The sequence below is a fragment of the Acinetobacter lwoffii genome (assembly GCF_015602705.1).
GTDB classification, from domain to species: Bacteria; Pseudomonadota; Gammaproteobacteria; order Pseudomonadales; family Moraxellaceae; genus Acinetobacter; species Acinetobacter lwoffii_E.
This window is the reverse complement of the sequence record NZ_CP059081.1, coordinates 1,600,337-1,616,194: the sequence shown is the minus strand read 5'-3', so window position 1 is coordinate 1,616,194 and position 15,858 is coordinate 1,600,337. Positions and strand designations below refer to the sequence as shown.

Genomic DNA, 15,858 nt, shown 5'->3' with positions numbered 1-15,858 from the left:
ATTAAGCGCGGTAGCGGAAAAGTGGTTGACCGAATTGAATCACTTCACCATTTTTCACCAGAATTTCTTCAATCACACCGCTTTGAGTAGCTTCAATCGGGTTCATGATTTTCATTGCCTCGATAATACCCAGCGTATCGCCTGCAGAAACGGTCTGGCCAACTTTAACAAATGTCGGTTCACCTGGGCTTGGTGCTGCATAGAACACGCCGACCATTGGTGAAGTTTCAACTGCGCCACGAGGAGATTTTGCTGCTGGCGCTTCGGCTGCTGGTGCAGGCATAGCAGGAACAGCTGCTGCAACCACTGGATTACGACGAGTTAATGCAATCGACTGATCGCCTTCTTTAACTTCGATCGCCTGTAAGTCAGATTCAATCATCAAGTCGATGAGTTTCTTGATTTTACGGATATCCATGAGACAGTATTCCTAATTAAGATTGTGTAGAAGGTTGTATTTTTTCAATGATATAGTCGAGGGCAGCAGCATAGCCTTTTGCACCTAGACCACAGATCACGCCGATGGCTTTATCGGACAAGTATGAATGATGTCGGAATGCCTCACGTGCATGCACATTAGACAGATGGACTTCAATGAAAGGAATGGCAACGCCAAGGAGGGCATCGCGAACAGCAACAGAGGTATGGGTCAATGCTGCTGGATTAATAATGATATATTGAATGCCGTCTTGCTGGGCTTGATGAATTCGGTCAACAATGGCACCTTCCCAGTTGCTCTGGAAAGTATCGAGTTGTAAGGTAGCTTGTTGAGCCTGAGCAATCAGCTGCTGGTTAATATCGTCAAGACTAAGGTGACCATAAACTTCCGGTTCGCGCTTCCCAAGCAAGTTTAAATTCGGTCCATGAATAACCAAAATGGTCGAACTCATCCAGCATGCTCCAATTAAAAAGTATCGGGGTTTGTTTGCAAGATGTCTGCAAACTCTGCTTATTATTGCATGATTTTCTACATTACTATTTATAATTTCTTTGAATTAACGTAGAAAGCATATAGCAAACAGTGGCGCTATAATGAAAACTTTGCAGAGATTTGGCAATGTTAAAAAATTACAATTCGCTGGGTATTCAGATTATTTTCATTGTAAACCCAATTGGCAAAAACAGTTAATATCCTTTATGTAACTGTATCTTCATGTTAACGCTAAATTCTTCCTTTTAGTGATATTTTTAGTTTTAAACAAGAGTTGTCTGGCTGATTTTACTGCAATGTTCGACTTCTATAGCATAGAAAACTCTTTACATTCTGACTTTAGAGTTGTGCTGATTATCCTCTTTATATATAAGCTATCGACCGTTTCTCAAAACTTGACGAAAATTTAAAAATATAAGATAAGACAATATGTTAATGATATTTTCTCTTATTGTACTTGGATTTTCCTAGGTCTATTCTTCCAATATATTGGAATTAATTACATCATTTTCAATTCAAGTATTCATGACAGACACTGTACAAGAATCTATTTCTTCTTCCGGAGATAAAGGTTAAATCTCAGCGGGTTTAAGATAAAACGCTCGACTTATATGCCTCGTATTTATAGACGCATGAAATGACGAATGTGTTCATCTTCAAGCCTTCTACACAGTGAAGCCATTAATCGCCTAACGCTTAGATAGTGGCAAAAACACATACATTTGTTGATATTTTGCTCGTCATCATCTTTGCAGAAGAGTTCAAAAGTATTGAAGAGCGTAAAGATTGAACCAAATAGGTCTGATTGAAGCGGAATACGGGCTTAAAGCAAAATTTGCTCTGTAGTTGCCTCATCTAAATTAACTTCTTGAGCTAATCTTTATATAATCATGCGATTCCTCTCAAACAAGACTTTCTATGACACCTGCATGCAAACTATTAAAAGCCAATAAAATCGAATACAGCATTCATGAATATGAACATGATGCCAATGCCAAAAGTTTCGGGTTAGAAGCTGCTGAAAAATTAGGGCTTTCGGTGGAAGAAGTCTTTAAAACTTTATTAGTCACGGATGATAAACAGTATTTTGTTGCCATATTGCCGGTACATCATCAGTTAAATCTGAAAAAAGTAGCCCAGGCTGTGGGATGTAAAAAACTCCAGATGGCAGATCCTAAACATGCAGAACGTTTGACCGGTTATCTGGTCGGTGGAATCAGTCCCATTGGTCAAAAGAAACGATTAAAAACGGTGATTGATGCCAGCGCAGAACAGTTGGATAAGATCTATGTCAGTGGCGGTAAAAGAGGCTTGGATATTGGATTAAAGCCGGCTGATCTTGCCAAAGTGCTCAATGCACAGTTTGTCGATGTGCTGGATATATAAGATCGGAGTACGATGATCAGCTAAATTCATAGAACCTGAAGTGATAGATTTAAAATGGCTGCATATTTTTTGGTCGGAAATAACAGTAAATAATTTTATACGTTTGTATATTAGATAAGTTAAAACACAGCCTGACTGTGTACACAACAAGGAATGAAAACAAAAATATAAATTATTATGCGGAGCATAATGGATGAAAATTCAAAATAAAAAATGGCCACGGTTCTGTCTAACATTATCTGCGATGGTGATGCTATCTGCGTTGCCGAGTGTACAGGCCGCTTCTGCACCTTCAGCTGCACCTGCCAATTCACAGCAGGTTTTCTTTGTCGGAAACAACTGGGATGGCACAGTGACTGTGATTCGTCCATCGGGTGATTTTGGCAAAATTGGCGTCATTAACATGATTCCTGACCGTAAAGAGCGTCTCAAAGAAATTCATCTCAATCCAATCAAGCTGATTGCCTATACCTATATTCAGGCCACAGCGGGTGAAGGTAATGATCAGTTGGTAGATGATATGTACTCGACGCCAGGATGGTCAGTCCATCGTGGCATCGCGTCCAAGTTTCGCCGATGTGGTCTCTATTAATATCAAAACAGGCAAGATGAACTGGCGTACACCGGTTGAAGGTTTTCGTGCCGATCACATGGCGGTTTCGCCAGATGGTCAACGCGTGGCGGTGTCAGCATCTTCAGGCAATGTGGTACATGTCCTGGATATTCACACTGGCAAAGAGTTAGGGCGTTTTGCTACGGGTGATAAACCGCATGAAAATATCTACTTCGATGATGGTAACAAAATCCTGAACTCCGCGATTGGTAATGTTGAAACGTCAATGGATGCACAGTGGCAGGATTTCACCAAAGGAAAACGCTACATTAGCATCGCGGATGCCAATACCCATCAAGTGCTGAGAAAAATTGATTTCAGACCTGCACTCGATGCATTTGGTCGCAAGGATTTATCCAATTCAGTTCGCCCAATGGTATTTAGCAAGGATGAAACGAAACTTTATGCCCAGGTTTCATTTTTTAATGGTCTGATTGAGTACGATCTGAATCAGAACAAGATTAGCCGGATCGGACAGCTCCCTGGCAGTGATAGTATCCCGAAAGACCGGACAAAATGGGTCAATGATTCGCGTCATCATGGTTTGTCAATTAGTGCTGATGGTGAAAAACTCTGTGTTGCAGGAACCATGGATGACTATGCCACGATTGTAAATCGCAAGACGCTGACTGCGGGCAAACTGATTTCTGCCGGCAAACCCTATTGGGCAACGCGTAGTCCAGATGGTAAAAGCTGTGTGATTTCCGAAAGTGAAACCGATGTGGTGACCGTGATTGATTTTGCCACAGGGGATAAAGTGCTCAGTGTGCCAGTTGGGAATCATCCACAACGTGTCCGGATCGGCTATGCACCAATAGACTGGTCAACGCCGTAGTCGAGCAACGATATAGGCAGCGTTTTGATAAGAGCTGTCTTTATTGGGTTGAGGAGATCAAGATGAAAGATAAGACCGTTCTTTTATATCTCATCATCGGATTACTCTTGTTCGGCATTTTGGTGGCTATTGCTTACCAGATACGACAAGACATCTATCGGACTGATTTTGCCAATCAAGTCCAAGCCCATCGTGATCAGGTTGCCCGACTTGAAAAATCATCCAGCTATATGTCTCTGAGTTTTAAGAGCAATAGCCAAAATACACAGGCTGAACCAAATAATGTAGCTACAAAGCAAAGCCTATTGTTAAAGCAACAACAACAGTTATATCTAGACTTTGCTCAAATCATCAGTGCTTTAGGTCAGGGGCAACAACCAGATCCTAGACAGGTCAGTTTGCTGGTTAGTCTACAGCAGACGCTGGTAGAAGCTAAACTGGTGACTCGAGACGAGGCGAAAGCACAAATTGAGTTTCTGCTGAAAGTTCTGCCAGAAATGGATCATGAATTGCATCGGGCTTTGCGAACCTTAGAACAAATCCGAAGTTGAGGAATTCAAGCCACGAATATCTTTTATTATTTTAGATGTGAAAATTGCTTTCATAAAAAAGCCCAAATGAGAATTCAGGCGTTTAGATATAAGTATTGAATACAGCGTACTTTTATAAACAATTCGCAGGCTTGGGTACGCCGGCCAAACGGCTTAAATGCCGCGCGACCAGACCCGTATTAAACTTTTCCTGAAGCATGGCATTGTTAATGTCAGCACTAACCGTTTTCATTAGGAATTTAATTAAGGGACGTGTGGCCGGTGAATGGCCAAACTGCTGATAGAACTGACGCACTGCTTGCAGAATTTCAAAATGCCACGGGGTTAAGTTCAGTTCCAGGTTATTGGCCAGGACTTGCGCGACTTCTTCACTCCAAATGGTGTAATCGATCAGATGACCATCTTGATCCAGTTCTAAATTCATATTTAACTCATTGATTATTTCATTGAAATACAGCGATTAAACCCGAGGCAAAGATCTGCAAAATCGGCAAAATTGACAAGCTTGACTTGATCCGGCAAAGGCTGTGTCAAAAGCTCTGCATCATTTTCCAGCATGTAAATTTGCGGCAAATTTTGTAGAAATGAATGCTCCAGCTGTAATACGGCTTCACCCATCAGTATGATCTGATCAACTGGGGTATAAATTTGAGCGAGTTGTTCCAGAATCTGCGCCGTTGCCGCATAGTTCGATTGGATCAGATAAAGTGTGTGATTTGACATTTTATATATCCTTTATTCCTTACCAATACAGCACATGATCAAAGCCTTGAATAAATGCTGGGCTTAGCTCAATAAATTCAATCTCTTGTTCGCTCTGAGCCACAAAGGGCGAGTTCTGGTTTTTCTGTTCAATCAGAATTGGAGTGAGGTCATAAAACTCAAAACTGTCGACCATATTCGAGGCCAGTTTAAAGGCATGTTGTAACTGATCAAATTGCAGTTCTGAGCGTAGAAGACTAAGGCCTGCACCTTGTAGCAGAACTTTCACTTCCGCACCAAATGTCGCCAAAACCATGGTCGCAGACAGGCTTTCATGCACTTGCAGGCTGGTCAGATTGGCTTGGGTTAATATAACAAGTACAGATTTCACACAAGATTCCTTGGAAAAGCAACACATTCTAAAAAATGGAACATCTAGAATTGAATCAGACGTTGTGAGGATTGAACAGCATCGGCAAGTTCACCTAAACCGACCAATTCAAAGGCATCCGCCAGATTATGCTGCTGAATATTGTGACGTTGAGCATTGTCCTGATCTGTAATCCCTCGCGCCAGTGCTGCACTTACACAGACCGGTAGGCGAATATTGAGTGCTTGCCAGGCATGTGTAAGATGACGTTGATCGTCGGGCACCCATTGCAGTGCATTTGCGACCGACACGCCGTCCTGATAAAAGAATACGCGGAATTCTTGGTTTTTGTTGTGTAATGCCTGCGCCAAACCAAGGGCATGCCAGGCATAAATAGAAGTTGGTGCGGAGGTAACAAGAATTAAGGTGCTCATCGAAATTCACTACAGGCTTGATCAATAGCAACAGCTTGATCTGGGCTTCATCAGAAAGTAGGTAGTATACAATGATTTTAGTGACGGGTGGATTAGGCTTTTTAGGCTCACATATTGCTTTAAGTCTGTTAGCACAAGGATTAGAGGTCATTGTGGTCGATAATTTGGCCAATGCCAATTTGCAGACGCTGGAGCGACTTGAATATATTTCCGGGATGTATGTGCCTTTTATCAAAATTGATATTCGCAATACGCCTGCATTAAACAAAGTATTTGAACAGCATTCGATTCAGGCTGTAGTACATGCTGCCAGTTTTAAGTCGCTAGAAGAATCAGTATTAAAACCCCTTGAATATTATAATGATAATGTCAGCTGTATTATGAGCTTAATGCGCGCCATGCAACGTACCGGCGTACGGCATCTGGTGCATTTATCCAGTCTGGCAGTCTATGGACAATCCGGTACGGATCTCAATGAAGATCTACCTTTTAACTATACTTATCCCAATCCCTATATTAAATCGCAACAGATGGTTGAGGAAATTATTCGGGATACTGTCAAAACAGATAACGAGTGGCGCATTGCTATCTTAAGACTATCTAATATTAGCGGCGCCTTCGAGCATGGTGTCCTAGGCGAGGCGGTGCCACCTTTACCAAAAAATATTTTGCCTTTGGCGATGCAGGTCGCTGCGCAGCAGCGCGAATATCTGGAATTACGCCGTCAGGCTTATACTGCGGATGGAACAGTAGAGCGGAGTTTTCTGCATGTGGCAGACAGTTGTGATGCGGTGATTAAATCCTTGCAGTGGCTATGGCAACAACAGGAATTAAAATGTGAAGCCTTCAATATTGCTGGAACGCTCATTTCGATACAGGATTTGTTGGATCAACTGGCAGAAGTGACCCAATCTGCAATTAGAACAGTCGATGCCTTGCCTTATCCTCATGCAGAGCTTGACCAGCTAGGCGCGAATATTGAAAAGGCACAGCAGATTTTGCATTGGCAACCGCAACGTTCACTGAAAAAGATGCTTGAGGATGAATGGTTGTTTTATCAGAATATGCTCAGAGGGCAGTAATTAAGAGTGTTTAGCTAATATTTGATAATAATTATCATTTACATGATTGCTGTAATCAATTACTTTAAATAAATAGATTAAATCATTGATATAGAAATTCCTAAGATCAGTAACAGGCAAGAAGAATTGAGGTTGAACATGCAAACACGTATTGAACATGACACGATGGGAGAAGTGGCTGTACCGAGCGAGGCTTTATGGGGCGCTCAGACTCAGCGTAGCTTGCAAAATTTCAAAATTGGAAATGAGCGTTTGCCTCGGCCAATGATTCGTGCCATGGGACTCGTCAAAAAAGCTGCCGCCTTGACCAATGCCGAGCTGAATCAGATTCCCCAAGAACTGTCACACTATATCGTGGATGCGGCAGATGAAGTCATCAGCGGGAAATGGGACAGTCAATTTCCATTGGTGGTCTGGCAAACCGGTTCAGGTACGCAAAGTAATATGAACTGTAATGAGGTGATTGCCAATATTGCCAACCAGAAATTGGGCAATCATTTAGGGGCACAAAAACCGGTTCATCCAAATGATCATGTCAACCGTGCCCAATCTACCAATGATTCATTTCCAACTGCGATTCATGTGGCTGCGAGCTTGCAAATCAATGAACTGTTAATTCCGGCAGTCACACGCTTACGCGATACCTTATATGCCAAATCTCAGGATTTTGCCGATATTGTAAAAATTGGTCGGACACATCTACAAGATGCTACGCCTTTAACTTTGGGGCAGGAATTCAGCGGTTATGTCTCTCAGCTGGATCATGGGCTTCTTCGTCTAGAACAGGCCTTAGTTGGTTTATATGAATTGCCATTAGGCGGGACAGCGGTCGGTACTGGTCTGAATGCTCATCCCGATTATGCCGTTCAGTCTGCTAAAACACTAGGACAGTTAACAAGCTTACCATTTGTAACTGCGCCAAACAAGTTTGAGGCTCTGGCAGGCCGTGATGCTGCGGTATTCGCGTCTGGTGCATTAAAGACTTTAGCGGTTAGCTTAAATAAGATTGCCAATGATATTCGCTGGCTGGCCAGCGGGCCTCGTTGTGGTTTTGGTGAATTGCGTATTCCTGAAAATGAACCGGGTTCTAGCATCATGCCGGGTAAGGTGAACCCGACGCAAAGTGAAGCGATGACGATGGTGGTCGCGCAAGTTCTCGGAAATGACACCACCATTAACGTGGCAGGTGCATCAGGTAACTTTGAACTGAATGTATTTATGCCGGTCATTGCCTATAATCTGTTGCAATCCATCCAGCTTTTAGGCGATGCGTGTAACAGTTTTAATGATCATTGCGCCGTAGGCATTGAGCCGAATCATGAGAAAATTGAACATTTCCTGCATGATTCTTTAATGCTGGTCACGGCATTGAATCCGGTCATTGGTTATGAGAATGCAGCCAAGGTTGCCAAAACAGCTTATAAGGAAGGAAAAACCTTAAAACAGGTGGCTGTTGAACTGGGTTTAGTCACCGCTGAACAGTTTGATGAAGTGGTGCGTCCTGAACAGATGGTCTCACCGAATGCTAAATAAGGGCCGGAGCACTTTTATTTTCAATCTTTACGCCTGTTTTATCATGGAATAGTCAGCAGTGGTTTTTATCTCAGGCAGAGTTGCGTACAATAGTGTTAGATGAGATTAACCACTGATGATTGTTTTATGCTTGATATTTATTTAACAGATGTTCAAAGAAAGGTGCAATTCAAGGATTATCCAGGTGAGCATCCTGTTAAATTTATTCTGAATTTCAAAAAGATTTTCCCAAGTGTGATGGAACTTCTTTTACCTGTGCTTCCCGATAATGAAAATCTGGAAGAAATGTCTTGGGAATCGACCAGCGATGATTTTGAAACCTTCCAGATGTTCTTAACTGGATGGGGTATTATCGAACTTCGATTAAAAGCAATTACCCAGTTTAAAGATAAAGCATTTGCGGATCGTCTGGTTAAACAAGCCCAACAGAAACGCAAAGACTATCAAAAACAGCAGACTAAACTAACCACAGTTGAACTGGATTATTTGTTTATGCATGAGATGCATGCTCTGATTGATGCAGAACTGGTGGAACTCGGTGAGAAATTCTATTTACCGATTTTACGTGAGCTCTGGAAGACTAAAGTATCTGCTCAGGTGCTGAACGCGAAGTTTTAAATCGGTTTTTTAGCTTTTAATTATAAAATTAATCCTCCAATTTTGGGGGATTAATTTTTATCTGCAAGATGAGATTTATTTCATGATGTGCTCTCTCTTAGAATAGCCTAAGCAAGATTAAATTTGGTGATTGAAGGTCTTTATTCTTAAAATTTTGATCAATAATAGCGCATGTTGAACCATTGTTTAGCGTCAGGCACTCGCATAGGGCAGTAGTTTTAACGATTGTTCAAAAAATAGATGAAAATGATCATTTTTAGCTAAAAAATATATAAAAATATCAATTAAATAGCCTAGTAATTGAGTCCATTATTTTTTAAGGTATATAGGCTTTATCTTACGTTAAAGCAAAAGCTCCATTGATTAGCTATCCTTCATAAAAATAACTGAAGGTTCAAATTTTCCCGAAGATATATCCCAGGATTTTCAAAAATGTCGAATCAGTTTTTAGATTTAATTACTAAACGCCGTACTATTTATGCCATTGCCAAGAATGTTGAACAATCTCCTGAACATCTAACTGATTTGATTCAGACTGCAATTAAGCAGAGCCCATCTTCTTTCAATTCTCAGTCTTCACGCGCCGTCATTTTATTCAATTCAGAACATGAAAAGTTCTGGGGCTTTGTAGCAGAAAAATTAAAAAGCTATGCTAAAGATGAAGAAAGTGCTGCAAAAACCACAGTAAAAATGGCAAGTTTTGCGGCAGGGCTAGGTACCGTTTTATTTTTTGAAGATCACACAGTCGTACAAGGCTTACAGGAACAATTCCCATCTTATGCTGATAACTTCCCAATCTGGGCAGAGCATTCGACTGCGATCGCACAATTTGCAACCTGGACAGCATTGCATACAGAAGGTCTGGGCGCATCATTGCAGCACTACAATCCGATCGTGGATGAGCAAGTTCATGCGGAATGGGACATTCCATCAAACTGGAAGTTGCGTGCACAGTTGGTATTTGGTTCGATAGAAGGCGAGCCACGTGCCAAAGATTATCTGGCAGATGAAGAGCGCTTTAAAGTATTCCAATAAGCTGAGATCCATATCTGCACTTAACACGGTTTAAGGGCAGATATTTTTTAGATCTCGATGAAATCCCAATCAGCTTCATTAAAATTAAGTTAAAATAGCGTGCTAATGAAAATTGATGAGTAAGACCGAATGTCGAAAAACACGCAAAACCTGTCACCTTTACAAGAACTGATCGCAGAGCAAAAGCTACTTTGTGAAGAAGTAGGCTCGGCTTATGTTGAAGTCACGGGTGATGATGTTGTTGCTGTGGCCGTACATACCTTAAAGCAGGATCCAATTGTCGGCATCCGTAAAAAGCCTGAAACGGCTGAAAATATCAGCTGGTACATTTATGGTGGAGAGCCTTCAAGTGAAGAGGCTTTTGAAACCATGACAGTACGTGAATTACAGGACATCGCACCAGAAGTTTTACCGTATCTGGCCTTGGAAACAGGTTTTCGTTTCATGATCGATGCCGATGATTATGAAGATGTCTGGAAAGAAGAAATCTAAATGCTAAAAAAATCATCTTTCATTTGTGCTGGATTTTTATTACTGAATAGCATGGTCTTCGCAGAGCCGCTTTCACAAAGTGCCTATGATGAGTTTATTTCAGCACAGACTAAAATAGTGAATGAAACCAAGCATATTTTAGATGAAGATGATCAAAAGGCAGATGTCCAAACTCAACGCCAGGCTTTCTGTAATCGATTGAAAGCCTATCAGGATATTCAAAAGGTGTCCGAAGAAAATAGTAGTCTGAAGATGGCGCCTACGATGGCCATGATCGCCAAAAGTTTTCTTGAGCGGCAGGATCAAAGTTTGACTCAATCTGGAATGACGGCGAGCGTATTTTGTAAAAATAGGGAAGTAGAATAAGTTATAAACTACTTTTTTATCTTGAAAGTTTTTCGCAGTGGAATAAAAATAAAGTAGCTAAGTCTATTTTCACAACCAAATTTTATAGATATTAAAACCTGAAAGACCATCTCCCGAATATCATTTAATAAAGAAAATGTTAAGTTAATTTAAATTTATCTTGGTGTGGATATCTCATATCCCGCGGATATATCCACTGTATTCCATATATTGATAAGAATAAATGAATTGAATAGCCACCGATTTTGTAGACACCTTTTAGTTAGATAAAATGGCTAATTAACGAGGTGCTTATGAGCAGTAAACGATACCCTGAAGAATTCAAAATTGAAGCAGTAAAACAAGTCACTGAGAAAGGTCATAGTGTGGCTGAAGTTGCTACACGTTTAGGAACCACTACACATAGTCTGTATGCTTGGATCAAACGTTATGATCCACAGCAGCCCAAGACAACAGAATCTAGTGATCCAACTACAGAATTAGCGAAATTAAAAAAAGAGCTGCAAAGGGTCACTGAAGAAAGGGACATATTAAAGTGAAAGCACTGCTTTCACGCCGCTTCGCAAGCCAGTCCAAATGAGGTACGCCTTTATTCGGGACAACCAACATATATGGTCTGTTCGTCGTTTATGTTCAACGTTAGATGTTCATCACAGTGGTTATTACGCCTGGTTAAAGAAACCTACCAGTATAACTGCGAGGAAGCGGCAACAGCTTTCAGGATTAATTAAACAGTTCTGGTTGGAATCTGGCGGAGTCTACGGTTATCGCAAGATTCATTGTGATTTGAAAGACGTTGGCGAAAGTTGCGGTATCAATCGAGTACATCGACTCATGAAGGCGAATGGTCTCAAGTCACAGCGTGGCTATCGCAAACCTAGAGCTAATGTTAGTACTCCATCGATTGTGGCTCGAAATACTTTAGACAGACAGTTTAACCCCACCCAGCCCAACCAGTTGTGGGTGACTGACATCACTTATATTCGCACTCATGAAGGATGGCTGTATCTTGCAGTAGTAATCGACCTATTCTCACGGCTAGTCGTTGGCTGGTCTATGAAGTCGAGAATCACAACAGATCTGGTTTTAGATGCTCTACTGATGGCTTTGTGGCGAAGAAGCCCAAAGAACAAAGTCCTGATTCATTCTGATCAAGGTAGCCAATACACCAGTCATGAATGGCAGACATTTCTCAAGCATCACAACCTTGAAAGCAGTATGAGTAGACGACTTGCGCAGTATACTGCTCATGCCATGATAATGCTGTTGCTGAGAGCTTCTTTCAGCTGTTAAAGCGAGAGAGGATCAAGAAGAAAATCTATGTGACAAGAACTGAAGCAAGGTCGGATATCTTTGAATATATAGAGATGTTCTATAACTCAAAACGCAGACATGGTTCTAATGGTCAGCGTTCTCCATTAGATTATGAAAAGGCCCATCAAAAGATGGTTATGTGTGTCTAGAATTTTGGTGGCTATTCAAATAATCTGGGTTTTATAATTTTCTAAAAATATCTTATTTATGTGATGTAATTTCTTGATCAGGACAATTTAAGTAGGATAGCACGCTTATATTGAAGCATCCTAAGATACTAAAATAGCCTAGGCAGGACATAGGTTTAACAACTTTCTCAAGAAAAGGAGAGGAGGGAATTGATAATACTGATGTTTACTGTCTGTAACTCATTTGGACTTAAGACGTATTATTCTAAACAGAATCAAGTCGATTAATAAGCTACTTATGAATGGTCGATCTTTAATAAAGTATGAGCAGTGAATATTAAGGAAGATTGTTTAACTTACCTCAGTATATTTTAATAAAATGAATTATTTTTAAGAAAAAGTCCAACCTAAAATGGTTTACTTGGTATTAAATCCCAGTTTTAAGGTTTTCATTAATTTTATATAGTCAGATATCCATCCAGATCTTAAATCGTAATTTTAAATACTTATAAATCGATTATAAATTATTTAGCCTAAGCAAAATATATTCTCCTAAAATAGCCTAAGCGGAATTTTATATTTAAAAATTTCGCAATTGATTAATTCCCAATATAAACCCACTATAAACATTTAAATAAAGAAATCACGGAATTCTCAAATGATCCTAAATTATCAACTTCAACACCACGAAACGTCGGTACTATCTCCAATGGTCTTTATTCATGGTTTATTCGGTAGTTTAAGTAATTTAGGGATACTAGCTCGATATTTTTCTGAGCAAAGAACCGTGCTTCAAATTGATGTACGTAATCATGGGCTTTCTGGTCATAGCTCAGACCTAAGCTATAAACTTATGGCTGAAGATGTCCTAGAAACTTTATCGAGTTTAAATATTCAAAAGTTCATAGTAGTAGGGCATTCCATGGGTGGGAAAATTGCTATGAAAATAGCGGAATTAGCCCGTGTACAAATTGAAAAGTTGGTCGTGCTAGATATTACACCAATCCAATATCATGAGAGTCATCATAATGAGATTTTTAAAGCTTTATTTGCGGTGCAACAAGCAAATGTTGCTTCACGACTTGAGGCAGCAAAAATTATGCGTGAATACATTCATGAAGAAATGGTAATTCAGTTTCTATTAAAATCCTTTAATAAAGGGCAATGGCTCTTTAATGTTCAGGCTTTATTTAATCATTATTCAGATATTATGGCTTGGGAAAAGGTCGAAAAAATTAATCAGCCAGCTTTATTTCTTCGTGGCGGTAATTCTTTTTATATCTCAAAACCTGAACATTTTGCGGCAATCAATGAACAATTTTCTCAGGCGAAAATTGAATGCATTGAAAATACAGGACATTGGCTACATGGTGAAAAACCAGAAGAAGTGATCCAGCACATGAAAGCCTTTTTGAATTAAGCTGATAATGTAGGGCCAAAGCTAAGCAGATGTTCAGAAATAATGGCAAGGCATTCTGATTTTAACAGATCGTCATGGCGACGATGACCCGCTTGGCCACATCTGGCATGCATCAGATATGTAATAACCGAGTATTTGATGGATTGAAAGATTCAGAATTTCAGCAGCACGGACTTGTGTAATACTTTGATCTCGAACGTCTTGCAGAACTGCAAGACGTTGAATTTCTTTGTCAGACATAGTGATCAGCATCTATATTTTATATCCAGTCCATGGTGATAAAAACCATCATAAACTAGACATTTTTATTGGTGAGAATATAGACACTTTAAATGGGTTCTAACAAATGCATTTCGTATAATGTATATTATGTTAAATACAAGTTAAATAAGATACACTTAACCATAAGTTCATATCTTCCTTGTCCATAAAAGTGAATTTTGAAATTTTTAGAAGAAAATTGAATTAATCAGTCCAGCCCAATAAAACTGGGCTGATACTTTATTGTGGGATTTAGCAGACGCTCTGCACTGCATTTACAAACCGCTGTGTATCAAAAGTATGGTTAGATACCAGACCGAACTGGCTCACCTCGCCAACAATTACGGCGCGTCCCATGCTCAGTGCGACATAAATGCCGGCAATATTTTCCAGCAAGGTGGCAAATGGAATCAGGCACAAATGCCGTCCAAGCTGACTGCTGGCCAGTGCCTGACTGAGTGAATGCGTAATTGATTCTATGGTATCTTCTACCAGACACACGCCTTTCGGTGTTCCGGTACTGCCTGAGGTATAAGTGATTTTTGCCGGCTGCTGGGTTTGTAAAGGAGGTGAATGCTGTACTGCCTGCTCTAGCTGAAAAAAGCGCGCATGTAGCTGGCCAGCAATAAAAATCTCATCTCTACTCATGTCTTTAGCTAGATTTAACAGCCATTCTGGTGCAGAGAAAGATTCATCCAGAATACAGAGCAGCTCGGTTCGGCTGTCGGAAAGCAGATGCCGTACCTGCGCTGCAGTAAAAAACAGAGGCACCGGAATCACGGTCATGCCGGCTTTTTGTGCGGCAAGATCGACCACAATCCAGTCGATGCTGTTCACGCCCCATAAGGTCAGACGTCGCAGATTAAGCTGCATGAAACTGGCACTCAATAATTCTATCCGCCGTTGTAGTTCCGCATAGCTCAGTGTTGCCTGTGCGGTAACCACAGCTTCTCGCTGCGGATACTGGTGTGCTTGTAGGCTGATACGTTCAAATAAAGCAGTCATCATTTAAATTCTGTGCCTCGCTGATCAAGCAAAATGCTTTAATGACTAAATTGATAAAGTTGACGAGCGACTTGTAGGGCTTCTGCCACATCAATCGCCAGCACATAAGGTTTCTGCTGGTAATAACTCTGCCCCACAGGCGTTGTGCCTCTCCAAGGACTTGCGGATCAGCCTTTTCAAGCACATGAAAACGTAATCCCATCTGTTGCAACACATAACGTACTGCAGTTGTTCCGGTACATACTGCCCATTCGATGTGTTGCTGCGAGAGATGAAAAACCAGAAAGGCCACCATCAGTTTGGCTTTGTCCATATCTAGTGCTGCCAGATTGCCAATTTCTACTACTTTGTCTCGGCTGACCCTGGTCTGGCTCAGTTTGCTTAATATGTTTTCAACGGGTTCATCGAGATACTGTTCCAGAAAGGCATTAAATTGATTTAAATGCTGCATACCAATCACCACCTGCATCTCGGCTCCGTGATAACCGGCAAACAGGGTCGAAGAGAAGCTCGATACAGTGGCCTGATGGACTTGCTGATATTTTTCCTGAATAAAATTTTCCAGGCTACTGCGTTCAGGTGTCTCGCTTTGTTCTACAGTTTTGACCGTCAAATGTAGCGATTGATCCTGTGCTGAAATTACCGGATACGCCGGAGGTACTTGTAGTAAAAATTTATTGTGATGGGTTTGTTTTTTATATTCAGGCTGCTTGAAATATCCATCCAAATAATGAATCTGATCAGATGACTGAGGATCAAAACTAAACTTGATCATTCGGCTC

The 15,858-nt window shown here is 40.7% G+C and carries 17 protein-coding genes and 3 pseudogenes; 11 read left to right on the top strand and 9 right to left on the bottom strand.

Annotated features, from left to right (window positions below; translation table 11 throughout):
- Window position 1: 1 nt before the first annotated feature.
- Complete coding sequence (gene accB, locus H0S56_RS07790; RefSeq protein WP_005107117.1) at window positions 2–418, bottom strand: acetyl-CoA carboxylase biotin carboxyl carrier protein; 417 nt, start codon at window positions 416–418, stop codon at window positions 2–4.
- Between the two features lie 16 nt (window positions 419–434).
- Window positions 435–890: a type II 3-dehydroquinate dehydratase gene (gene aroQ / locus H0S56_RS07785; protein ID WP_005246503.1), complete on the bottom strand. Its 456-nt coding sequence runs from the start codon at window positions 888–890 to the stop codon at window positions 435–437.
- Between the two features lie 959 nt (window positions 891–1,849).
- Between aroQ and ybaK the strand changes: the two genes are divergently transcribed.
- The 3 genes and pseudogenes from ybaK (at window position 1,850) to H0S56_RS07770 (ending at window position 4,316) form a co-directional block, all read left to right on the top strand.
- A complete protein-coding gene (gene ybaK, locus H0S56_RS07780; protein WP_071851354.1) occupies window positions 1,850–2,317 on the top strand; it encodes a Cys-tRNA(Pro) deacylase in 468 nt (155 codons plus the stop codon).
- 193 nt (window positions 2,318–2,510) lie between these two features.
- Window positions 2,511–3,765 (top strand): annotated as a pseudogene (locus H0S56_RS07775) (YncE family protein).
- Between the two features lie 62 nt (window positions 3,766–3,827).
- A complete protein-coding gene (locus H0S56_RS07770) occupies window positions 3,828–4,316 on the top strand; it encodes a hypothetical protein (RefSeq protein ID WP_005171046.1) in 489 nt (162 codons plus the stop codon).
- A gap of 112 nt (window positions 4,317–4,428) precedes the next feature.
- On the opposite strand, the gene H0S56_RS07765 is transcribed toward H0S56_RS07770, so the two are convergent.
- From H0S56_RS07765 to tusD, 4 genes are read right to left on the bottom strand one after another with little or no spacing between them, the layout of a single operon-like run.
- Entirely contained in the window at window positions 4,429–4,740 is a 312-nt protein-coding gene (locus tag H0S56_RS07765; RefSeq protein ID WP_005171043.1) for a TusE/DsrC/DsvC family sulfur relay protein, read from the bottom strand.
- Between the two features lie 14 nt (window positions 4,741–4,754).
- Complete coding sequence (locus H0S56_RS07760; RefSeq protein ID WP_005171040.1) at window positions 4,755–5,039, bottom strand: DsrH/TusB family sulfur metabolism protein; 285 nt, start codon at window positions 5,037–5,039, stop codon at window positions 4,755–4,757.
- A 19-nt stretch (window positions 5,040–5,058) separates the two neighbouring features.
- Window positions 5,059–5,409 carry a hypothetical protein gene (locus H0S56_RS07755; RefSeq protein WP_005096837.1) on the bottom strand — a complete coding sequence of 117 codons (351 nt, stop codon included), beginning with the start codon at window positions 5,407–5,409 and terminating at the stop codon, window positions 5,059–5,061.
- A 44-nt stretch (window positions 5,410–5,453) separates the two neighbouring features.
- The gene (gene tusD / locus H0S56_RS07750) at window positions 5,454–5,822 is read right to left on the bottom strand and encodes a sulfurtransferase complex subunit TusD (protein ID WP_005096839.1); all 369 of its coding nucleotides are present in this window, start codon (window positions 5,820–5,822) and stop codon (window positions 5,454–5,456) included.
- A 71-nt stretch (window positions 5,823–5,893) separates the two neighbouring features.
- Between tusD and H0S56_RS07745 the strand changes: the two genes are divergently transcribed.
- The 8 genes and pseudogenes from H0S56_RS07745 to H0S56_RS07710 all read left to right on the top strand — a co-directional run bounded on the left by H0S56_RS07745 (window position 5,894) and on the right by H0S56_RS07710 (window position 13,810).
- Window positions 5,894–6,904, top strand: a complete 1,011-nt coding sequence (locus tag H0S56_RS07745; protein ID WP_195724782.1) for an NAD-dependent epimerase/dehydratase family protein — start codon at window positions 5,894–5,896, stop codon at window positions 6,902–6,904.
- A 138-nt stretch (window positions 6,905–7,042) separates the two neighbouring features.
- Window positions 7,043–8,437 carry a class II fumarate hydratase gene (gene fumC, locus H0S56_RS07740; protein WP_195724781.1) on the top strand — a complete coding sequence of 465 codons (1,395 nt, stop codon included), beginning with the start codon at window positions 7,043–7,045 and terminating at the stop codon, window positions 8,435–8,437.
- Between the two features lie 126 nt (window positions 8,438–8,563).
- Window positions 8,564–9,055 (top strand): hypothetical protein, encoded by a 492-nt coding sequence (locus H0S56_RS07735; protein ID WP_004280216.1) that lies wholly within the window; start codon window positions 8,564–8,566, stop codon window positions 9,053–9,055.
- A 432-nt stretch (window positions 9,056–9,487) separates the two neighbouring features.
- Window positions 9,488–10,090, top strand: coding sequence for a nitroreductase family protein (locus tag H0S56_RS07730; protein WP_004280217.1), 603 nt, complete (start codon window positions 9,488–9,490; stop codon window positions 10,088–10,090).
- A gap of 129 nt (window positions 10,091–10,219) precedes the next feature.
- Entirely contained in the window at window positions 10,220–10,582 is a 363-nt protein-coding gene (locus H0S56_RS07725; protein WP_071851342.1) for an immunity protein Imm33 domain-containing protein, read from the top strand.
- Window positions 10,583–10,948: a hypothetical protein gene (locus H0S56_RS07720; protein ID WP_195724780.1), complete on the top strand. Its 366-nt coding sequence runs from the start codon at window positions 10,583–10,585 to the stop codon at window positions 10,946–10,948. It abuts the gene before it with no gap.
- Between the two features lie 293 nt (window positions 10,949–11,241).
- A pseudogene (locus H0S56_RS07715) lies at window positions 11,242–12,411 on the top strand (IS3 family transposase).
- A gap of 637 nt (window positions 12,412–13,048) precedes the next feature.
- Window positions 13,049–13,810 (top strand): alpha/beta fold hydrolase, encoded by a 762-nt coding sequence (locus tag H0S56_RS07710; RefSeq protein ID WP_195724779.1) that lies wholly within the window; start codon window positions 13,049–13,051, stop codon window positions 13,808–13,810.
- Between the two features lie 2 nt (window positions 13,811–13,812).
- On the opposite strand, the pseudogene H0S56_RS07705 reads toward H0S56_RS07710, so the two are convergent.
- From H0S56_RS07705 to H0S56_RS07695, 3 genes and pseudogenes are all read right to left on the bottom strand, one after another.
- Window positions 13,813–14,062: pseudogene (locus tag H0S56_RS07705) on the bottom strand (ISNCY family transposase); the annotation flags it as partial.
- A gap of 261 nt (window positions 14,063–14,323) precedes the next feature.
- Complete coding sequence (locus H0S56_RS07700; RefSeq protein WP_227554874.1) at window positions 14,324–15,076, bottom strand: AMP-binding protein; 753 nt, start codon at window positions 15,074–15,076, stop codon at window positions 14,324–14,326.
- On the bottom strand, window positions 15,060–15,851 hold the full coding sequence (locus H0S56_RS07695) for a thermostable hemolysin (protein ID WP_227554873.1): 792 nt from the start codon (window positions 15,849–15,851) through the stop codon (window positions 15,060–15,062). Before H0S56_RS07695 ends, H0S56_RS07700 begins: the two co-directional genes overlap by 17 nt.
- Window positions 15,852–15,858 lie beyond the last annotated feature (7 nt).

What these genes read in the sequence shown, in the direction of transcription:
- accB (WP_005107117.1), bottom strand. Translation starts at nt 418, where the DNA reads ATGGATATCCGTAAAATCAAGAAACTCATCGACTTGATGATTGAATCT.
- aroQ (WP_005246503.1), bottom strand. Translation starts at nt 890, where the DNA reads ATGAGTTCGACCATTTTGGTTATTCATGGACCGAATTTAAACTTGCTT.
- ybaK (WP_071851354.1), top strand. Translation starts at nt 1,850, where the DNA reads ATGACACCTGCATGCAAACTATTAAAAGCCAATAAAATCGAATACAGC.
- H0S56_RS07770 (WP_005171046.1), top strand. Translation starts at nt 3,828, where the DNA reads ATGAAAGATAAGACCGTTCTTTTATATCTCATCATCGGATTACTCTTG.
- H0S56_RS07765 (WP_005171043.1), bottom strand. Translation starts at nt 4,740, where the DNA reads ATGAATTTAGAACTGGATCAAGATGGTCATCTGATCGATTACACCATT.
- H0S56_RS07760 (WP_005171040.1), bottom strand. Translation starts at nt 5,039, where the DNA reads ATGTCAAATCACACACTTTATCTGATCCAATCGAACTATGCGGCAACG.
- tusD (WP_005096839.1), bottom strand. Translation starts at nt 5,822, where the DNA reads ATGAGCACCTTAATTCTTGTTACCTCCGCACCAACTTCTATTTATGCC.
- H0S56_RS07745 (WP_195724782.1), top strand. Translation starts at nt 5,894, where the DNA reads ATGATTTTAGTGACGGGTGGATTAGGCTTTTTAGGCTCACATATTGCT.
- fumC (WP_195724781.1), top strand. Translation starts at nt 7,043, where the DNA reads ATGCAAACACGTATTGAACATGACACGATGGGAGAAGTGGCTGTACCG.
- H0S56_RS07735 (WP_004280216.1), top strand. Translation starts at nt 8,564, where the DNA reads ATGCTTGATATTTATTTAACAGATGTTCAAAGAAAGGTGCAATTCAAG.
- H0S56_RS07730 (WP_004280217.1), top strand. Translation starts at nt 9,488, where the DNA reads ATGTCGAATCAGTTTTTAGATTTAATTACTAAACGCCGTACTATTTAT.
- H0S56_RS07725 (WP_071851342.1), top strand. Translation starts at nt 10,220, where the DNA reads ATGTCGAAAAACACGCAAAACCTGTCACCTTTACAAGAACTGATCGCA.
- H0S56_RS07720 (WP_195724780.1), top strand. Translation starts at nt 10,583, where the DNA reads ATGCTAAAAAAATCATCTTTCATTTGTGCTGGATTTTTATTACTGAAT.
- H0S56_RS07710 (WP_195724779.1), top strand. Translation starts at nt 13,049, where the DNA reads ATGATCCTAAATTATCAACTTCAACACCACGAAACGTCGGTACTATCT.
- H0S56_RS07700 (WP_227554874.1), bottom strand. Translation starts at nt 15,076, where the DNA reads ATGACTGCTTTATTTGAACGTATCAGCCTACAAGCACACCAGTATCCG.
- H0S56_RS07695 (WP_227554873.1), bottom strand. Translation starts at nt 15,851, where the DNA reads ATGATCAAGTTTAGTTTTGATCCTCAGTCATCTGATCAGATTCATTAT.